Raw genomic sequence first — 17150 nt, forward strand, 5'->3', positions numbered from 1 at the left:
AGATCGGACAGACGATGTTGCCCAACAGGGCGGATCTTGCCGATTTCGCCTATGTACTCGCGATCGCCCGGCACCGCAATTTCCGACTTGCCGGGCTGGAGATGGGCGTGAGTGCGTCCGCGCTCAGCCATTCTCTTAAGGCCCTCGAGGGGCGCCTCGGCGTACGCTTGTTCAACCGTACGAACCGATCGGTCACGTTGACCGCCGCCGGGGAGGAACTGCTCGCGGCGATCAACGCGCCGTTCGCAGCCATCGGTCAGGCTGTCGAAAACCTTGCCCGATTCCGAGACAAGCCGGCGGGGCACATCCGCCTCAACGTCGTAGCGGACGCGGCCACGCTGCTGCTCGGGCCCGTGATGCCGGTGTTTCTCGATCGCTATCCCGATATCGCTGTGGACATCGTTGCCAGCAACCGTCTGGTCGATGTCATCGGGGAGGGGTTCGATGCCGGGATCCGGTATGGTGGCACGGTACCCGAGGACATGATCGTGCAGCGACTGTCGCCGGACCTCCGCTGGGTCGTCGCTCCGTCCCCCGGCTATCTCGCTCGGTTCGGCGAACCAGCGCGGCCGGAGGACCTGCTCGATCATCGCTGCATCGGCGTTCGGCTGGGGGATGACCGCATCTATCAGTGGGAGTTCGAAGGCCCCGAAGGAGAATTCGCGGTCGCGCTACCCAGCCGCGTCACGGTGAACGAAACGCCGACGATGCAGGCGATGGCGATTAACGGCGCAGGCATGATGTACGGGATCGAACCCGCCTTCGCCCCCCACATCGCACAGGGCAGCCTGCGGCTCGTGCTGGAGGATTGGTCGACGACCGGCCCCGGATTCCATCTTTACTATTCCAGTCGCCGGCAGGTGCCGGTCCCGCTCCGGCTGCTTCTCGACCTGATCCGGGAACTACGGCCGCTCGGCTGACGACCCCGACGTTCAATGAGCCAGCTTCATCGGAGCATGTACGCGAGGGCCGGTAATCGGGGGCATGCGGTGGCATTATCTGACGGTCGACAGCGCGTCGTGTTTCGACCGCTCGCTGACTTCAGCAACTGTAAACAGGAGAAGACCACATGGCGGACGAACCGACCAACGCACGTGACACCTTCGGCGATATCGCACCGAAGCTCGCGGAAATTACCGACAAGGTCCTGTTTGGCGACGTCTGGGCGGACGACACGCTGTCGCCGCGCGACCGCAGCCTCGTCACGATCGTCAATCTGGCGGCGCTGTACCGGCACAACGAGCTTGGCTTCCATCTCAAGAAGGGGATCGAGAACGGCCTGACGCAGGACGAGATCATTGCTGCGATCACCCACACCGCCTTCTATGCGGGCTGGCCGACCGCGATGACCGCGATCCAGGCAGCGCGCGACGTCTTCAAGGACAACTGAGCCATGCCGCATGTCCTGGTAAGCGTGGTGGCGGGGCATCCCCTCGGCGCCCGGCGGGCGCTCGCGGCACGGATCGTCGCTGCCGTTACCGACACGCTCGATAGCGAGGTGGACGAGGTATCGGTGGCGATCCGGGAAGTTCCGGCGAACGACTGGATGGCCGCGGTCTATGCGCCGGAGATCGTGGCCCACGAAGATCTGCTGTTCAAGCGGCCGGGCTATGGCCCGCTCGCGCAACAATCGTAGAAGGAGAAACGCATGCGGATCGCCGTACTCGCCCTGGTTGCCACGATGGCCCAGACCCCCGCAACTGCGCAGACAGCGCGTGCGGCACAGCCGAAGGTTCCGGAAACGATGCGCCGGGTCGCGCCGGCGCTGGCCGAGTATACCGACCGGCTGTTGTTCGGCGACGTCTGGAAACGGGCTGCGCTGTCGGCGCGCGATCACAGTCTTGTGACGATCAGCGTGCTCATAGCGACCGGCAAGACCGAACAGTTGGCGAGCCACCTGGAGCTGGGACTCGACAACGGGCTGACGCCGGTCGAGATCGGCGGGCTGATTACCCATCTGGCCTTCTATACGGGCTGGCCGAACGCGGTGTCGGCGTGCGAGGTCGCGGATCGGGTGTTCGCCAAACGCGGCATCGCGGCAACCGCGCTTCAGCCGGCGCGCACTGCGTTGCTGCCGGTCCCGGATAGCGATGCGGCGCGCGCGGCAACCGTGACCGATACCGTGACGCCGATATCGCCATCGCTGGCGCAGTTGACCAACGGGCCGCTGTTTCAGGATCTCTGGCGGCGGACCGACCTGCGTCCGCGCGACCGGAGTTTCGTGACGATCGTGGCATTGACCGCGAACGGCGATGCCGACCAGCTTGGCTTTCATCTCACGCACGGGATCGAGAATGGGCTGACCCGCGCCCAGCTCGGCGAAGCGATGGCGCATATGGCGTTCTATGCCGGTTGGCCGAAGGCGTTCTCGGGCGTTACTGCGCTGCGCAAGCTGGACGCGCCCGGCAGCTAGATCGCAGCAGCACGCGTACCGGAACGTCCATCCCGCCGTTTCGGAACGCGGGATGGACCGTCCGTGTCAGTTGGCCGTGAAGCCGCCATCCACCGGCAGTGCGACGCCGTGAACGAAGCTGGCACCGGGGCTCGCCAGCCAGAGCACAGCCGCAGCGACTTCCTCGGCACGGCCGAGACGACCGATCACCTGGAGACGGAAGATTTCCTCCATTGCTTCCGGCTGAGTGGTCTTCATGTCCGCCACCATCGGCGTGTCGATCGCACTGGGGCAGACGCAGTTGATCCGCACGCCGCGAGCGGCATAGCGCAGCGCGGCGCTCTTGGTCAGGCCGACGATGCCGAACTTGGTGGCGTTGTATGCCGCCAGATCGGCCTGCGCGACGAGACCGCCGGCCGACGCGTTGTTGACGATCGCACCGTGCCCTTGCGTCCGCATCTGTCGCAGCTCGTGCTTCATGCACGCCCAGGTGCCGCGCAGATTGATCGCCGCGACCTGATCGAAATCGTCCGCCGACTGATCCGCGAGGTCGACCGCGGGCGCCTGGATGCCTGCGTTGTTGAAGGCCATGTCGAGCCTGCCATAGGTTTTGACCGTGCGCGCGATCGCCGCCGCGACCTGATCCTCGTCCGTCACGTCGCAGGCAAAACCGATCGCACGACCGCCTGCCGCGACGATGCCGGCGGCCGCAGCCTCGGCGGTGTCGGCGCGGACGTCGGTCAATACGACCGCCGCGCCGGCCGCGGCGAAAGCCTCAGCGGTGGCGCGGCCCATGCCCTGGCCTGCACCGGTGACGAACGCGACCCGTTCGGTAAAATCATAACGGGGGTTCATGCTGTCTCTCCTGATGTCCAGGCACGAGATGGGCAGCGACCTCGTCCGCGATTAGACCGGTGTCGCTTGATGCGGCTGTGAAGCCGCCTCAATGATGTCGCCTGAACCGCGCCGTTGCCCGATCGTGCGCAGCGTGACGATGAAGCTCGCGGTGCCCAGCACCGCGATCACGAGACCCATAGGTCGAGGCGTGCCATCGGCGAACCAGCCGACCAGCGCCGAACCGAAGATGCCGCTGCCGAACTGGATCGCCCCGACGAACGCGGATATCGCCCCAGAGCGGTCCGGATTGACGGCCAGTGCGCCGGCCATCGCGTTGGCGACGAACAGGCCGTTTGCAGATAGGAAGAAGAACAGCGGCAGGACCAAGCCCCACAGACCGCCGACGCCGGTCGTCGCCGCAACACCCGCCCAGATTCCTGAGACACCGACCAGCGCCGCACCCCAGCGCAGCATGTAATCGCTTCCCATCCGGACGACAAAGCGCGTGTTGAGAAGATTGAGCAGCATCTGGCCGATGATGCCAAGGCCGAACAGCAAGCCATAGGCCTGCGGCACCACGTGATAATAGCTGATATACGCGGTCGGCGTGCCGGCGAGATAGGCGTAGATACCACCGTAATAGCAGCCGCTGGCGATCGCATAGCCCATGATCGTGCGGCTTTTCGCCATCAGCCAGTAATTGCCGAGCACCGCGCCCAGGCCGATCGTCGAGCGTCGTTCGCGCGGCAGGCTTTCCGGCAGCCGCAGCACGGCTGCGAAGATCGCGATGCCGAGCACAACCAACAGCCAGAAGATCAGCCGCCACGATCCGATCAGCAGCACCTGGCCTCCGATCAGCGGGCCGAGCAACGGGGCGATGCCCATGATCAGCATCAAGGTGGACAGCAATTGTGCGGCCCGGTCGCGTCCATACAGGTCGCGCGCCATCGCGCGGGCGAGGACGGGCCCGGCACAGGCGCCCGCCGCCTGCACGATCCGCCACACGATCAGTTGCCCGACGCTGCCCGCGAGCGCGCAGCCGGCCGAGCCGATCATGAACAGGACGAGCCCGAACAGGATGGGTGCGCGGCGTCCGTAGCGATCGCCGATCGGTCCCCAGAAGAGCTGTCCCAGGCTGAAGCCGATCAGAAAGCTCGACAGCGTCAGTTCGACGCTGCCCTGGCTGCCGCCAAGCGCCTGGCCCAGCGTGGGCATGGCCGGCAGATACAGATCCGTGGAGATCGATGCGAATGCCATCAGCGCACTGAGGATGGCTACGGTTTTTGCAAACGAGGGCGGGGTCGCGCGGTCCGGCGTTGCCTTGTCGATGGACGGTGATGTTGAGGCCATCATTCTATTTAAAGGCGGGCTCGCCTCATGCGACGGGCGTCATGCTCATTGCCGCGTGAAACAGCCCTCACCGTCGGAGCCGGTGCTAAAGCCCCAGAGGACGCATCTCCCGGATGAGTTCGATCAACAGCCTGAGACCCGTCGGCAATTGGCGACGGCTCGAATAATAGACGTGGTAGCCGGGGCCCATTGTCGCCCAGTCCTCAAGCACCAGCCGCAACTCGCCCCGGGCGAGATGGGGGGCGAACGATGCCTCCATCCCGTACATGAGGCCGGTCCCTGCCAGCGCCATGGCGAGCATTGCCCGCCCGCCGTTGACGAGGATCTTGCTCGGCACGGGGACGGAGAACTCGCCTTCGGGGCCTTCGAACTCCCACCGATAGATATGCGCGTTACCGAGGCGAACTCCGAGACAATGATGGTGTTCCAAATCCGAAGGATGCTGCGGAATACCGAACTTCTCGAGATAGGCGGGCGATGCGACGACCACCCAGCGAAGCTCGCCCGACAGGCGCTGCGCCACCATATCCTCGGGCACAGTTCCGCCGTACCGGATCCCGGCGTCGAAGCCGTCGTCGATCACGTCGGTCATCTGGTCGCTGGCGGCGATGTCGATCTCGATATCGGGATACCGCTCGATGAAGACCGGCATGATCGGCGCGAGCAACAACGGTGCGGCCTCCGCGGCCACGTTGAGACGAACCCGCCCGGTCGGCGCGTCCCTATAGCGGTTGAGGCCCTCGATCGCCTGATCGATCGTGCCGAACGGTTCGGCTACCTTGTCGCGCAACTCCTCGCCGGCCGCGGTCAGCGTGACGCTTCGGTTGGTCCGATGCAGCAGGCGGACGCCGAGCCGGGCCTCGAGCCCCTTCAACGCGTGGCTGAGAGCCGATGCGCTGACCCCCAGTTCGAGCCCGGCAAGCCTGAAGCTTCGATGCCGGGAGATCGCGAGGAAATAGGTAAGGTCGGCAAGATCGGATCGACTGGTCGGCATAGGATATCCTGCGCTCTGGAGCGTCGCCTCGCAAGCGAACTAGGGAGGTCAGCGCGGCGGGAGCGCAAAGGCAACGATCTTGTTCGCGAGCTTCGTCTTGAGCGCCTTGTTGCCGCCGGCTGCGATCACCACGAACTGACGACCGCTTCTCGGACTCGTGTACGTCATGGGAACCGCATTAGCGCCACCCGGCAGACGCGCCTGCCACAGCTCGCGGCCGGTCCGAACGTCTAGCGCGCGGAGCGTGTTCTCCGCGGCCGCGCCGACGAACACCAGCCCGCCGCGAGTCGTGACCGATCCGCCGGTGAGCGGCGTGCCGATCGTGATCGGCAGCATCGAGGGGATGCCGAGCGGTCCGGTATCGCGCGCCGAGCCCAATGGCTTCGACCAGATCAGCTTGCCGCTCGTCAGGTCGACCGCGCCGATGAAACCCCAGGGAGGCGTCGTGCACGGTACGCCCAGCGGTGAAAGGAACGGCGTTCCATAGGCCCCATAGGGCGTGTTGAGCATCGGACGCTGCGCATCGCCGCCGGGGGTCTTGCCGTCGTTGAGCTTGAACTTGCGGCGTTCGGCTTCGCCGCGGGTCACGACCTCTACTCGATCGGCCGTCCGCATCCACGTCACCACCATGATCCCGTGATCGACGTCGATCGATACGCCGCCCCAGTTGATGCCGCCCGACGATCCCGGATCGAACAGCGTCGGCCTGTCGAGCGCGGATGGCGTCATGTGGCCGGCATAGCGCGAACGGCGTAACTGGATCCGGCACAACATCTGGTCGATCGGCGTCGTGCCCCACATGTCCTTCTCGCGGAACGCACCGCCGCGGAAGGCGGGAAGGCCGGGCGAGAAGGGCTGCGTCGCGGACAGCCGGTCGCCCGGCGTGACGCTGTCCTGTGGCACGGGGCGTTCCACAACCGGCAGGATCGGCCGCCCGGTGCGCCGATCGAGCACGAACACCTCGCCGCGCTTGGTCGCCTGGATAAGCGCCGGCCGGGTGCCGCCTGCGATCGGCAGGTTCACCAGCGTCGGCTGCGCGGGGACGTCATAGTCCCAGATGTCGTGATGTGTCGTCTGGAAACGCCAGCGCAGCCGACCGGTTTCCGCGTCTAGCGCCACGACGGCATCGCCCAGCGCGTCGTCGAATGGCCGACGCTGGCCGCCGTAATTATCGGGCGTCGATCCGCCCATCGGCAGGTAGACCAGACCGAGCGTCTCGTCCGCGCTGATCGGTGCCCAGCTGTTTGGCGACGACGGCGTGTAAGTCTGGCCGGCGGGCGGAGCGCCGATGCGGTTCGGATGACCGGGATCGAACGCCCAGGCAAGTTGGCCGGTGACCGCGTCGTACGCGCGGATCACGCCAGACGGACCATGCCAGAACTGGTTGTCCGGAATGCCGCCCCCGACGACCACTTTGCCGCGGATGATCTGCGGCGCGGAGCTGACATAATATTGCCCCTTGGGATAGCGGCTGATGTTGGCATTGAGGTCGATCGCGCCGGCCGTGCCGAACCCGGGGCAGATGCGGCCGGTGCGCGCATCGACCGCGACGAGCGTCGGCACTTGGCTCGCGCCGTAGATCCGTTCCGCGCACAGCCCGGTCGCTCCGGGCACGCGGTAATAGGATACGCCGCGGCAGGGCTTGCCGGCGGACGGGATGCCGGGCGCCATGTCGTGGACCCAGCGCGTGCGGCCATCCTCCGCGTCGTAGGCGAGAATCCGGTTGTTGCCGCTGCACGCGTACAGCGTGTCGCCGATCATGATCGGTACGGTTTCCAGACCGTTCTTCGGTCCCGGACCGACCGGCCCCGCATCGACGGTCCAGGCGACCTTCAGATCGCGTACGTTGGCCGGGTTGATCTGGGCCAGTGGACTGAAACGGGTACCGCCCTGGTCGTTGCCGAACGCGGTCCAGTCACCGCCACCGATGCTTGCGAGCGGGCTGGCGAGAAGTCCGGGCGCAGACGGCTGGACGCCGCGCCGCAGCCATCCGGGCCGGGGATCGTCCGGTCCCATCGCATGCAGAGCGAGACCCGCGACGATCGCGAGTGCAAAGGCAGCTCCGGCGATCAACAGGGTGCGACGCGCGCTGCGGTGACCTGTCCGCGATCCGCGAACGGGAGGCAGGAACAGGAGCAGTCCGAGAACCAGCGGCGCGAGCAACCGGGGCACGAGCTGCCAGCCATCAATGCCGACTTCCCACAGGCTCCAGGCCAACGTCCCGGCGATGAGCACGCCGTAGACGATGCGCGCGCGACGATCGCGTAGGAATGCCAACCACCCGGTTGCCAGCAACGCCAGTCCGGCGATCGGGTAATAGAACGAGCCATGATCGGCAACGAGGATGATGCCGCCGACGAGCAGAGCCAGTCCGGCGATGCCGAAGGCCGCCGTCACCCCGTATCGTATCGATCGGGCGATCAGGCCTTGCTTGTGCTCCGTCGTCGCCATCGTGCTGAAACTCCCCCGCCCATCGCAGACATAAGGCCCTAACGCCTTGATTAGGCGCGATATGCATTACCTGGGTGCAACGAAGAGGTGAGGAACGTTCATCACTCGGGCGCGCGGCTTGCCGGAGGCGGAGCGTTGTGCCGTCGGATCGTGACCTTCACGGCACCCGGCGTGGCGAGGTCGGCATAGGGCTTGTCGATCCGACCGAGGATCACCAGGCCTGGCGAGTGCGGGCCATCCTTGTGATACAACGCGATGTTGCCCCAGGGCGCGTAATAGCCGATTTCTCCAGCACGCGGGGTGACCGCGGCCGGCGGGCCGTCACGGGTCAGCGGGCGGGGCAGGGTGGCGATTTTTTCCGTCGCCGCATAATCGGTCAGCGTCAGGTCGAGCGGAAGTTGCGCGAGGAAGTCGCGGGCCGAGGGGTTGTCCGCGATCTGCGCGGTCCACTTGCGGGTCCCGGCATTGATCTCGATCGTCGTCATTGTTCGTACCTCGCTCGCGCTGGCTTTGCTGGAGTCCACCGTGTTGGTCGCCGTGGCGGTCGCGGCGGGTTGGCCGCATGCCGCCAGCAGTGCTAACAGACAAAGAAAAGGCCGTCCGGCCACGATAGTGGCCATCGTCATCCTCCCGTTACGCTCATGTGGCGCGTTGTCGCTGGAGCATCGCCTGCGTTGATCCGGAAATCGTGGCGGCGCGGCTTGGTGGCCAGCGCACCGGCGATCGCCGCATCGAGCGCCGGGATCCCCCCGTCGCGCAGCGCTGTCTTGAGATCATGGGCATCGTCGTGGCCTAGACACGTGAAGAGCTTGCCCTCGGTGGTCAGCCGGACGCGGTTGCAGCCGTCGCAGAAGTTCGCGGTCAACGGAGAGATGAAGCCAATCCGCGTGGTGCTGCCGTCGACCCGCCAGTAGCGCGCGGGACCGCCGGTCCCGACCGGATCGCGTTCGAGCTGGAAGCGCGCGTTCAACTGAGTCTGTACGCCCGTCAGCGGCAGGAACCGGTCGGTACGATCCTCGCCGACGTCGCCCAGCGGCATGGTTTCGATCAGCGTCAGGTCATGGCCCTCCGCGATGCACCATTCGAGCATCGGCGCGATCTCGTCCTCGTTGAAGCCCTTGAGCGCGACCATGTTGATCTTGACCGCCAGACCTGCGGTGCGGGCGGCAGCGATACCCGCCATCACGCGCCGCAGATCGCCGGTCCGCGTGATGAAGCGGAAGCGTTCGGGATCGCGGGTGTCGAGGCTGATGTTGATGCGGCGAATGCCGGCTGCGGACAAGTCGGCGGCATGCACGTCGAGCCGGGTCCCGTTGGTAGTCATCGTCAGTTCGTCGAGCGCACTACCGACTTGACGCCCCAGACGGTGGATCAGATCGATCACGTCGCGCCGAACGAGCGGCTCGCCGCCCGAAAGCCGCACTTTCCGCACGCCGCGTGCAATGAAGCGCTCCGTGATGATGGCAAGCTCGTCCAGCGTCGCGAGCTTCGACCGCGGCAGGAAGGTCATCTGTTCCGCCATGCAATAGCGACAGCGCAGGTCGCAGCGGTCGGTTACCGAGACGCGGAGATACCGGATCGTGCGGCCATGACCGTCGATCAGCGGCGGGTCTGCGAGCGTGTTCGTGGCGGCCATAATCAGCCGGTCGCCAGTTGTGTCGCATGATGCGTCATGATGGTGTCCTTGCCAGGCATCTGTGCCGATCATCGAAATAATCGCTGATCCGCGCGTGGACAACGCGGCTGCACGTTGATGATGTGATGAGCGGCGTTCATCTTGTGCTCTGCTCATCCGGGCATTGAGCAACCGCCATGACACGATCGTGCGACCGGTTCGTACTATAGTTGTCCCTGGCGATCGCTCGGCGGCCGCAACGAAGGTATATTCTTGCATAGCGAACCCCATGCACAAGCTGAGAGCGATACGCTCCCCGTCGGCGCGCTCATTCTGCTGGCCCTGACCGGGTTCGCCGCGATCGTGACCGAGACGCTGCCGGCTGGCCTCCTGCCACAGGTCGCCGAAGACCTGTCCATTTCGCCTGCGCTCGCAGGCCAGATGGTGACGGTGTACGCTGTAGGATCGGTGGTGGCAGCCATCCCGCTCGTCAGTTTTACGCAGAGCTATGCGCGCAAACCGCTTTTGCTTGCGGCGATCGTCGGTCTGCTGGTGTTCGATGTCGTGACAGCCTTGTCGCACAGCTATGTGGTAACGCTCGTCGCACGGTTTGCGGCGGGCGTTGCGGCCGGGCTCGGTTGGGGCATTCTCGGGGGCTATGCCCGTCGGCTCGTGGTCGATCGGTTGAAGGGCCGGGCGCTTGCGCTGGCGATGATCGGCACGCCGCTGGCGCTGTCGGTCGGCGTTCCGCTCGGCACGTTCGCGGGCGGTGCGATCGGCTGGCGAACCGCGTTCCTCGTGCTGGCCGCGCTGGCGCTGTGCCTCGCCGGCGCAGTCGCGTGGAAAATGCCGGACAGCGCCGGTCAGCCGCCCGAGCGCAAGCTATCGAACTTTGCCGTCCTGCAGATGCCGGGCGTCGCGATGATCCTGGCCACCGCGTTTGCGTGGGTGACGGCGCATTACATTCTCTACACCTACGTAGCGCCGTATGCTGAGTGGGCGGGTGACGGTGACCGGGTCAGCCTGCTGCTGCTGGTGTTCGGCTGTGCCGCGCTGGCGGGGATATGGATCGCCGGTGCCGCGGTGGACCGCCATTTGCGCCTCCACGTCCTCGCCAGTCTCGCGGTGTTCGCCAGCGCGACGGTGGTGCTTGGGTTCCTACCTCACAGCGACGGTGTGATCCTGATCGGTGTCGTGCTCTGGGGCCTGACCTTCGGGGGTGCTGCTACATCGATCCAGACGGCCGCATCCGACGCGGCGGGCGACGGGGTCGATATCGTCGGCGCGATGCTGACCACGATCTGGAACGTGAGCATCGCGTGCGGCGGGGCGATCGGTGCACTGATCTATCGCAGCGCGGGAATTCAGGCGTTCTTCCCGGCGATGCTGGTTCTCCTGGGTGTCGCCTTCGTGGTCGCCTACGCCGCGTCGGCCAGCGGCTTCAGGCCGGGTGCTCGCACCGAACGTTGAGGGGTTTAGCGCTCTATCGCGCGAGCGTGAAAGACGGTTGCGTTGCCGCCTCGTGTACCGTCGCTCGTCACGATTGCCATCTCGCGCGTGCCGGGCCGAATCGCCATACTCGTCAGGTTCAGATTACGCCCAGCATCGCGGCCGGGCAGCAGGATCTGCCCGATCGGAAGCCCGGATGGCGAGAAGACCAGAATGCGACCCTGACCATACATCGCCACGTAAAGCTGGCCGGATGCATCGACGCGCATCGAGTCCGGCGCCGGTCCGGTGAAGTGATAGACGGTCGTTGCGCCGAAGGGGGCCGGCGTCGTCGCATCCTTCAGCGTGATCCGGTACAGGCGACCTAGCGCGAACTCGCCGACCCACAAATGCTTCCCGTCGGGGCTCAGCGCGATGCCGTTTGCGACGGCCAGATTGCGGACGACCGGTTTCGGCGGTGTGCCGTCGGGCCCGACATACCAGACGCCGCCGGTGGCCTCGCCGATCGATCCGCGCGCATCGCTGAAATAGAAGCCGCCCTTCGCATCGAAGGTAACGTCGTTGGGCGCGAACCCGGCGCTTTCCGGCACGATCGTGCGCTGTTCCGTGCCATCCAACCGGACCGAGATCACAGCACCGCCGCCCGTTGCATCGGCGGCAGCGATATAAAGTCGGCCATCAGGGCCAAGTGCCATCCCGCCAGGGTTGAGCCCCTCGAGCCGGAATACCTCCGCGATACGACCGCGAGCGTCCCGCCGCATAACGCGGCTTCCTTGCACGTCGGAGAATAGGAGATCGCCGCCAGGCAGGAATACCGGCCCCTCCAGATCTTTCTTGGCACCAGGAATGAGCAGCGGGCGATCAGCAACAATTGCCTGAAGGTCTCGCTCGCTGGGCGGGATCGGCACCACGCTACCGGCCGATCCAGCCAACACGGCTATTATCGCCGCCGCGCCGTTTAAGAAGACAGGCATCATGCTATCTCAGGCAGGCCAGCAAAGTGTTTTTCCAGCGTCACCGGATACTCGCGTACCCGCACGCCGGTCGCGTTGTAGACCGCGTTGGCGATCGCCGGTGCGACGCCAGTGAGACCTAGTTCGCCGACGCCCTTTGCCTTCAGCGGCGACATGGTCGCGTCGACCTCGTTGATGAAGTGTGCTTCGAGATGCGGCACGTCGGCGTGAACCGGCACTTCGTACCCGGCCAGATCGTGGTTGACGAAGAAGCCGAAGCGGGTGTCGACCGCCATCTCCTCCATCAGTGCGGCGCCGATGCCCATCGTCATGCCGCCGATCACCTGGCTGCGCGCGGTGGTCGGGTTGAGGATCCGCCCGGCGGCGCAAACCGCGAGCATCCGGCGGACGCGAACCGCGCCGGTATAGGCGTCCACCGCGACCTCGGCGAAATGGGCGCCGACGGTCTGCTGGGCATATTGCTTGCTCAGGTCGCCATATTCCATGGCATCTTCGGCGACGATCTCGCCATCTTTGGCGGCATCGGCGAGCGCGACCGAACGCCCCGCCGAACTGACGCGGCCGTCCGCGAAGGTCACGTCGGTCGTATTGAAGCCCATCCGCTGCGCTACCAGGTCGCGCAGCTTGGCGCAGGCAGCGTAGACGCCGGCCGTGGTAGACGCCGCGCCTGCCTGACCGCCCGAGCCGGGTGTCTCGGGGAAGGTCGAGTCCCCGAGCTTCGCGGTCACGTGGTCGAGGGGCACGCCCATCATCTCGGCCGCGGTCTGCGCGACGATCGTGTAGCTGCCCTGGCCGATGTCGGTCATGTCGGTCTCGACGGTGACGCGACCGTCCTTGCCGAGCCGCACGCGCGCGCCGGCCTTCATGATCGGCGCACCGCGGATCGCGCTGGCCATGCCCATGCCGATCAGCCATTTCCCGTCGCGCCGGTTACCGGGTTTCGCGACCCGGGCTTTCCAGCCGAACCGCTCTGCGCCCTCTTGCAAGCACTGCACGAACGGTCGGGTCGAAAAACGCCGCTCGGGCTTTTCGGGATCGACCTGCGTGTCGTTTGCGATCCGCAGCGCGACGGGATCCATGCCGAGCTTCTCGGCCAGTTCGTCCATCGCGATTTCGAGTGCCATCATTCCGGGAGCCTCGCCGGGCGCGCGCATGGCGTTGCCCTCGGCCAGATCGAGGGGCGCGAGATAGCGACGCAGCAGTCGGTTCTCGCCAGCGTACATCAGGCGCGTGGGCAGGGTGGTAGGCTCGGTACGGCCACCTGCCAGATTGCCCGACCAGCTGTCGTGACCGATCGCGACCAGCTTGCCGTTCTTTGCAGCCCCCAGCCGGACCCGTTGAATCGTCTTCGGCCGGTGGATGGTATTGTTGAACATCAGCGGGCGTTGCAGCACCACTTTGACCGGGCGGCCCGATACGCGGGCAGCGAGTGCAGCCAGTGCCAGATCGCTCTGCGTCGTACCCTTTCCGCCAAAGCCGCCACCAATGAAGGCAGAGTGCAGGCGGATATTCTCCTTCGGCGTGCCGATGATCAGGCCCAAATCACGGCAGCCCCAGTTCATCGCCTGGATCGAGGTCCAGCAGGTCAGCTTGTCGCCATCCCACCGCGCGATGGATGCGTGGGGCTCCATCATCGCATGCGCCTGATCGGGGACAGTGTAGGTCTCGTCGACCTTGACCGGGGCACCGGCGAACGCGGTCGCGAAGGCTCCGACCGACAGCTCGCTCGGGCCGCCGAACGCTTCCTTCGGCGCGATAGGGGAGGAAGGCTTCTGCGCGGCCAAGTCGAAGCGACCGTTGCCGCGAGCATAGGACACCCGGATCAGCCCTGCCGCAGCGCGCGCCTGTTCGAACGTGTCGGCGACGACGACTGCGACTGCTTGATGATAATGATCGACCATCGGTCCGGCCAGGATGCGCTGCGTGTAGAACTCGCCCTTGCCGATCGGACCAGAGTTTTCATGCGTGACGACCGCGCTAACGCCGGGCGCAGCGCGCGCGGCGGTCGTGTCGATCCGATCGATCCGGCCTTTGCCGATCGCCGCGCCGAGGATGTAGCCATAGGCGACACCCGGGGCGACGTCGTGATGCTCGGCCGCATAGCGCGCGGTGCCGGTGGTTTTCAGCGGACCTTCAACGCGAGGATGGGCGCGCCCGACGACCTTCAACTGGTCGATCGGCGTCGTGCCTGCGAGCGTGTCGAATTTCATGCAGGTGTCTCCAGATCGGCAAGGAACCGGTCGTGCGTCATCGGGATCGAAAACATCGGGAAGGTCTTCGAGACCGCCGCCTCTTGTTCCTCGGGGCTCAGCGTTGCTGTGCAATCGGTCAGCGTGACCACGCGGAAGCCGCGCTCATAGGCCGAGCGCATGGTCGATTCGACGCAGCAATTGGTCAGGAAGCCGGCGATCGCCAGATCGGTGATGCCGCGCTGGCGCAGGATGAAGTCGATGTTGGTGCTGGCGAAACAGTCGAGGCCGCGTTTGCCCTCGATCACGATGTCGCCATCGACTGGCGCCATCGCATCGGCGATCGCTGCGCCCCAACTGCCCTTGCGGAAAGCCTGCGCCTGCTTGATGCCGGCCAGAATGCCGTACGGGTCGGACGGCATTTCGGGGTAGCCGTCTGCAAAACTGATCTGCGCGTGCATCACGGTCGCGCCGCGTGCGCGTGCAGCCTCCGCGACGGCCCGGCTGTGCGCCAGCATGTCGGTGTCGGCCATCACGGCCTTTACCGCATCGTGCTGCGCCCCGCCTTCACTCACGAAGTCGTTCTGGTACTCGATCAGTAACAGGGCGGTCTTTTCGGGTATCATCGTCTGGTCTCCCATTCGCGCCGTACATGGCAGCCGCCCTGCACGACGTATCTCACGCCACCGTCGGCAGCCGGTCGAAATGCTTGTCGAGTGTCAGCGGATAATCGCGAAGGCGGACGCCGGTCGCGTTGTACATGGCGTTCGCGACCGCCGCGCCGACGCCGCAAAGGCCGAGTTCACCTACGCCTTTGGCCTTCATCGGATTGGCCTTGTCGTCGGCTTCATCAAGGAAGATCACCTCCTGATGCGGGATATCTGCGTGAACCGGCACCTCGTACGTCGCAAGGTCATGGTTGATGAAGAGACCGAAGCGTTTATCGACTGCCAATTCCTCCATCAGCGCTGATCCAACGCCCATCGTCATCGCGCCGATGACCTGGCTTCTCGCGGACTTGGGATTGATGATGCGACCCGCAGCGCAAACCGCCAGCATGCGGCGAATGCGCGTAGCGCCTGTGTAGGTATCGACGCCCACTTCAACGAAATGCGCTCCGAAGGTCGAAATTTGCCAGGTCTTGTCAAGCGCACCGAACTCGATCTTGTCTTCCGCGACCAACTCGCCGGCAGTCGTGGCCTGTCGCAGGTCCGCCGTACGATTTCCGCTGGTCACCTTGCCGCTTTCGAACACGGCGTCGGCAGAGTTGAAGCCAAGTCGCTGCGCGACTGTTTCACGAAGCTTGACGCAGGCGGCATACACCCCGGCGGTTGAATTGGCGGCGCCAAATTGTCCGCCGGAGCCGGCAGAAACGGGAAACGCCGAGTTGCCCAGTTTCACGACCACGGCTTCGACCGGGACTCCCATCATCTCGGAGGCTGTCTGTGCAAGGATAGTGTAGCTGCCTGTGCCGATATCGGTCATGTCCGTTTCGATCGTGACCACGCCTTCTCGGCTCAGCCGGACGCGTGCGCCCGACGGCATGTTCATGTGGTTGCGGAACGACGATGCTACACCCATTCCAACCAACCAGCGGCCGTCGCGGACCTGTCCAGGCCGGGGGTTGCGACGCGACCAACCGAACTGCTGTGCGCCTTCGGTCAGGCAGCGAACCAACTGACGCTGGGAGAAGCGCCTCTTGGCGTCCTTGGGATCGACCTGGGTGTCGTTCTTCACGCGAAAAGCGATAGGATCCATGCCCAGAGTTTCGGCCATCTCGTCCATGGCGACTTCAAGCGCCATCATGCCGGGCGCTTCGCCCGGAGCCCGCATGGCGTTGCCTTCGGGAAGATCCATGACCGCCAGACGAAGCGATGTCAGCCGGTTGGGCCCCGCATACAAAAGCTCGGTTTGATTCACTGCCGTTTCAGGGCTGCCCCCGGGAAGATCTCCTGAACCGCTCTCATGAGCGATTGCGGTGATAGTGCCGTCGCGCGTCGCGCCGATCCGGATACGCTGGCGGGTGGCCGGACGATGCGTCGTGTTGTTGGCGATGATCGGGCGCTGCAGCGCCAGCTTGACCGGCCGTTTTGCGGCGCGCGCACCCAACGCCGCCAACACGGCATCGGTACGGAGGAACAGCTTGCCGCCAAAACCGCCACCAACATAGGGAGAGAGAAAGGTTACCTTCTCCTTCGGAATGCCGAGCGTGGTCGCCAGATCCGTGCGGCCCCAATCGATCATCTGGTTGGACGTCCATACCGTCAGCTCGTCGCCGTTCCAGGAGGCGATCGAAGCGAATGGCTCCATCATAGCGTGGCTGTGATCCGGCGTGGTGTAGCGCTGATCGAGCTTAACCGGTGATGCAGCGAACGCGGATTCGAACTTGCCGACATGGTGCTCTGGCGGCGACTCGCTTCCTTCGCCGCTGTTGCCACCGGTGAGGGGCGCAGTCTTGATCTCTTCGTCGATGTCGAACCGGCCGGTCGCTCGCTGATAATCGACCCTGATCAACCCCGCAGCAGCTCGCGCCTGTTCGAACGTCTCGGCGACGACCACTGCAATTGCCTGATGATAATGCTCGATGTCCGGACCAGCGAACAGCTTGGCAGTATTGTATTTGCCTTTGCCGAGCTTTCCGGCGTTGGCCGCGGTGACAATCGCCAGGACACCCGGTGCAGCCTTTGCTTCCTCGAGGTTCATCGAGCGAATGCGCCCCTTGGCGACCCCTGAACCCAGGACATGACCATATGCAGCGTTTGGAACCTCGCGATGGAACTCGTAAGCGTACGGCGCCTGTCCCGTCGTCTTGAGCGGGCCATCGATGCGGTCATGCGCCCGCCCGACGACCTTCATCCGGTCGATCGGGTTGGTGGCGGCGGGTGTCTCGAATTTCATA

Annotated in this window: 15 protein-coding genes; 5 read left to right on the forward strand and 10 right to left on the reverse strand. The window is 65.2% G+C overall.

The features are described 5' to 3' along the window. Positions 1-14: 14 nt before the first annotated feature. From C8J39_RS17555 to C8J39_RS17570, 4 genes are all read left to right on the forward strand, one after another. Positions 15-920 (forward strand): LysR family transcriptional regulator, encoded by a 906-nt coding sequence (locus C8J39_RS17555; RefSeq protein WP_120301629.1) that lies wholly within the window; start codon positions 15-17, stop codon positions 918-920. A 149-nt stretch (positions 921-1069) separates the two neighbouring features. Next, positions 1070-1390, forward strand: coding sequence for a carboxymuconolactone decarboxylase family protein (locus C8J39_RS17560; RefSeq protein ID WP_120301630.1), 321 nt, complete (start codon positions 1070-1072; stop codon positions 1388-1390). A gap of 3 nt (positions 1391-1393) precedes the next feature. Continuing rightward, the gene (locus tag C8J39_RS17565) at positions 1394-1636 is read left to right on the forward strand and encodes a tautomerase family protein (RefSeq protein ID WP_120301631.1); all 243 of its coding nucleotides are present in this window, start codon (positions 1394-1396) and stop codon (positions 1634-1636) included. 12 nt (positions 1637-1648) lie between these two features. Further along, positions 1649-2413, forward strand: coding sequence for a carboxymuconolactone decarboxylase family protein (locus C8J39_RS17570; RefSeq protein WP_120301632.1), 765 nt, complete (start codon positions 1649-1651; stop codon positions 2411-2413). Positions 2414-2479: 66 nt separating this feature from the next. On the opposite strand, the gene C8J39_RS17575 is transcribed toward C8J39_RS17570, so the two are convergent. The 6 genes from C8J39_RS17575 to moaA all read right to left on the reverse strand — a co-directional run bounded on the left by C8J39_RS17575 (position 2480) and on the right by moaA (position 9660). Continuing rightward, entirely contained in the window at positions 2480-3247 is a 768-nt protein-coding gene (locus C8J39_RS17575) for a glucose 1-dehydrogenase (RefSeq protein WP_120301633.1), read from the reverse strand. A 51-nt stretch (positions 3248-3298) separates the two neighbouring features. Beyond that, on the reverse strand, positions 3299-4558 hold the full coding sequence (locus tag C8J39_RS17580) for a multidrug effflux MFS transporter (RefSeq protein WP_259457576.1): 1260 nt from the start codon (positions 4556-4558) through the stop codon (positions 3299-3301). Positions 4559-4664: 106 nt separating this feature from the next. Beyond that, positions 4665-5573, reverse strand: coding sequence for a LysR family transcriptional regulator (locus C8J39_RS17585; protein ID WP_120301635.1), 909 nt, complete (start codon positions 5571-5573; stop codon positions 4665-4667). A 48-nt stretch (positions 5574-5621) separates the two neighbouring features. Continuing rightward, positions 5622-7970, reverse strand: a complete 2349-nt coding sequence (locus C8J39_RS17590) for a membrane-bound PQQ-dependent dehydrogenase, glucose/quinate/shikimate family (protein ID WP_259457574.1) — start codon at positions 7968-7970, stop codon at positions 5622-5624. 155 nt (positions 7971-8125) lie between these two features. Continuing rightward, positions 8126-8644, reverse strand: coding sequence for a cyclophilin-like fold protein (locus C8J39_RS17595; protein ID WP_132833655.1), 519 nt, complete (start codon positions 8642-8644; stop codon positions 8126-8128). 2 nt (positions 8645-8646) lie between these two features. Then, positions 8647-9660, reverse strand: a complete 1014-nt coding sequence (gene moaA / locus C8J39_RS17600) for a GTP 3',8-cyclase MoaA (protein WP_120301638.1) — start codon at positions 9658-9660, stop codon at positions 8647-8649. Between the two features lie 252 nt (positions 9661-9912). Here moaA and C8J39_RS17605 point away from each other — a divergent pair, with 252 nt between their 5' ends. After that, positions 9913-11109, forward strand: coding sequence for an MFS transporter (locus C8J39_RS17605; protein WP_120301639.1), 1197 nt, complete (start codon positions 9913-9915; stop codon positions 11107-11109). Positions 11110-11114: 5 nt separating this feature from the next. Here the strand turns inward: C8J39_RS17605 and C8J39_RS17610 are convergent, their stop codons facing one another. The 4 genes from C8J39_RS17610 to paoC (C8J39_RS17625) are packed head-to-tail and all read right to left on the reverse strand — an operon-like array spanning position 11115 to position 17149. Continuing rightward, a complete protein-coding gene (locus C8J39_RS17610; RefSeq protein WP_310793845.1) occupies positions 11115-12065 on the reverse strand; it encodes an SMP-30/gluconolactonase/LRE family protein in 951 nt (316 codons plus the stop codon). After that, entirely contained in the window at positions 12062-14272 is a 2211-nt protein-coding gene (gene paoC, locus C8J39_RS17615) for an aldehyde oxidoreductase molybdenum-binding subunit PaoC (RefSeq protein WP_120301640.1), read from the reverse strand. Before paoC (C8J39_RS17615) ends, C8J39_RS17610 begins: the two co-directional genes overlap by 4 nt. Next, positions 14269-14877, reverse strand: coding sequence for a cysteine hydrolase family protein (locus C8J39_RS17620; RefSeq protein ID WP_120301689.1), 609 nt, complete (start codon positions 14875-14877; stop codon positions 14269-14271). The genes paoC (C8J39_RS17615) and C8J39_RS17620 overlap by 4 nt, the downstream gene beginning before the upstream one ends. Positions 14878-14929: 52 nt before the next feature. Continuing rightward, entirely contained in the window at positions 14930-17149 is a 2220-nt protein-coding gene (paoC, locus tag C8J39_RS17625) for an aldehyde oxidoreductase molybdenum-binding subunit PaoC (RefSeq protein ID WP_120301641.1), read from the reverse strand. Position 17150 lies beyond the last annotated feature (1 nt).

It is taken from the genome of Sphingomonas sp. PP-CC-1A-547, from assembly GCF_003610375.1.
In the GTDB taxonomy this organism is placed as follows: domain Bacteria; phylum Pseudomonadota; class Alphaproteobacteria; order Sphingomonadales; family Sphingomonadaceae; genus Sphingomonas.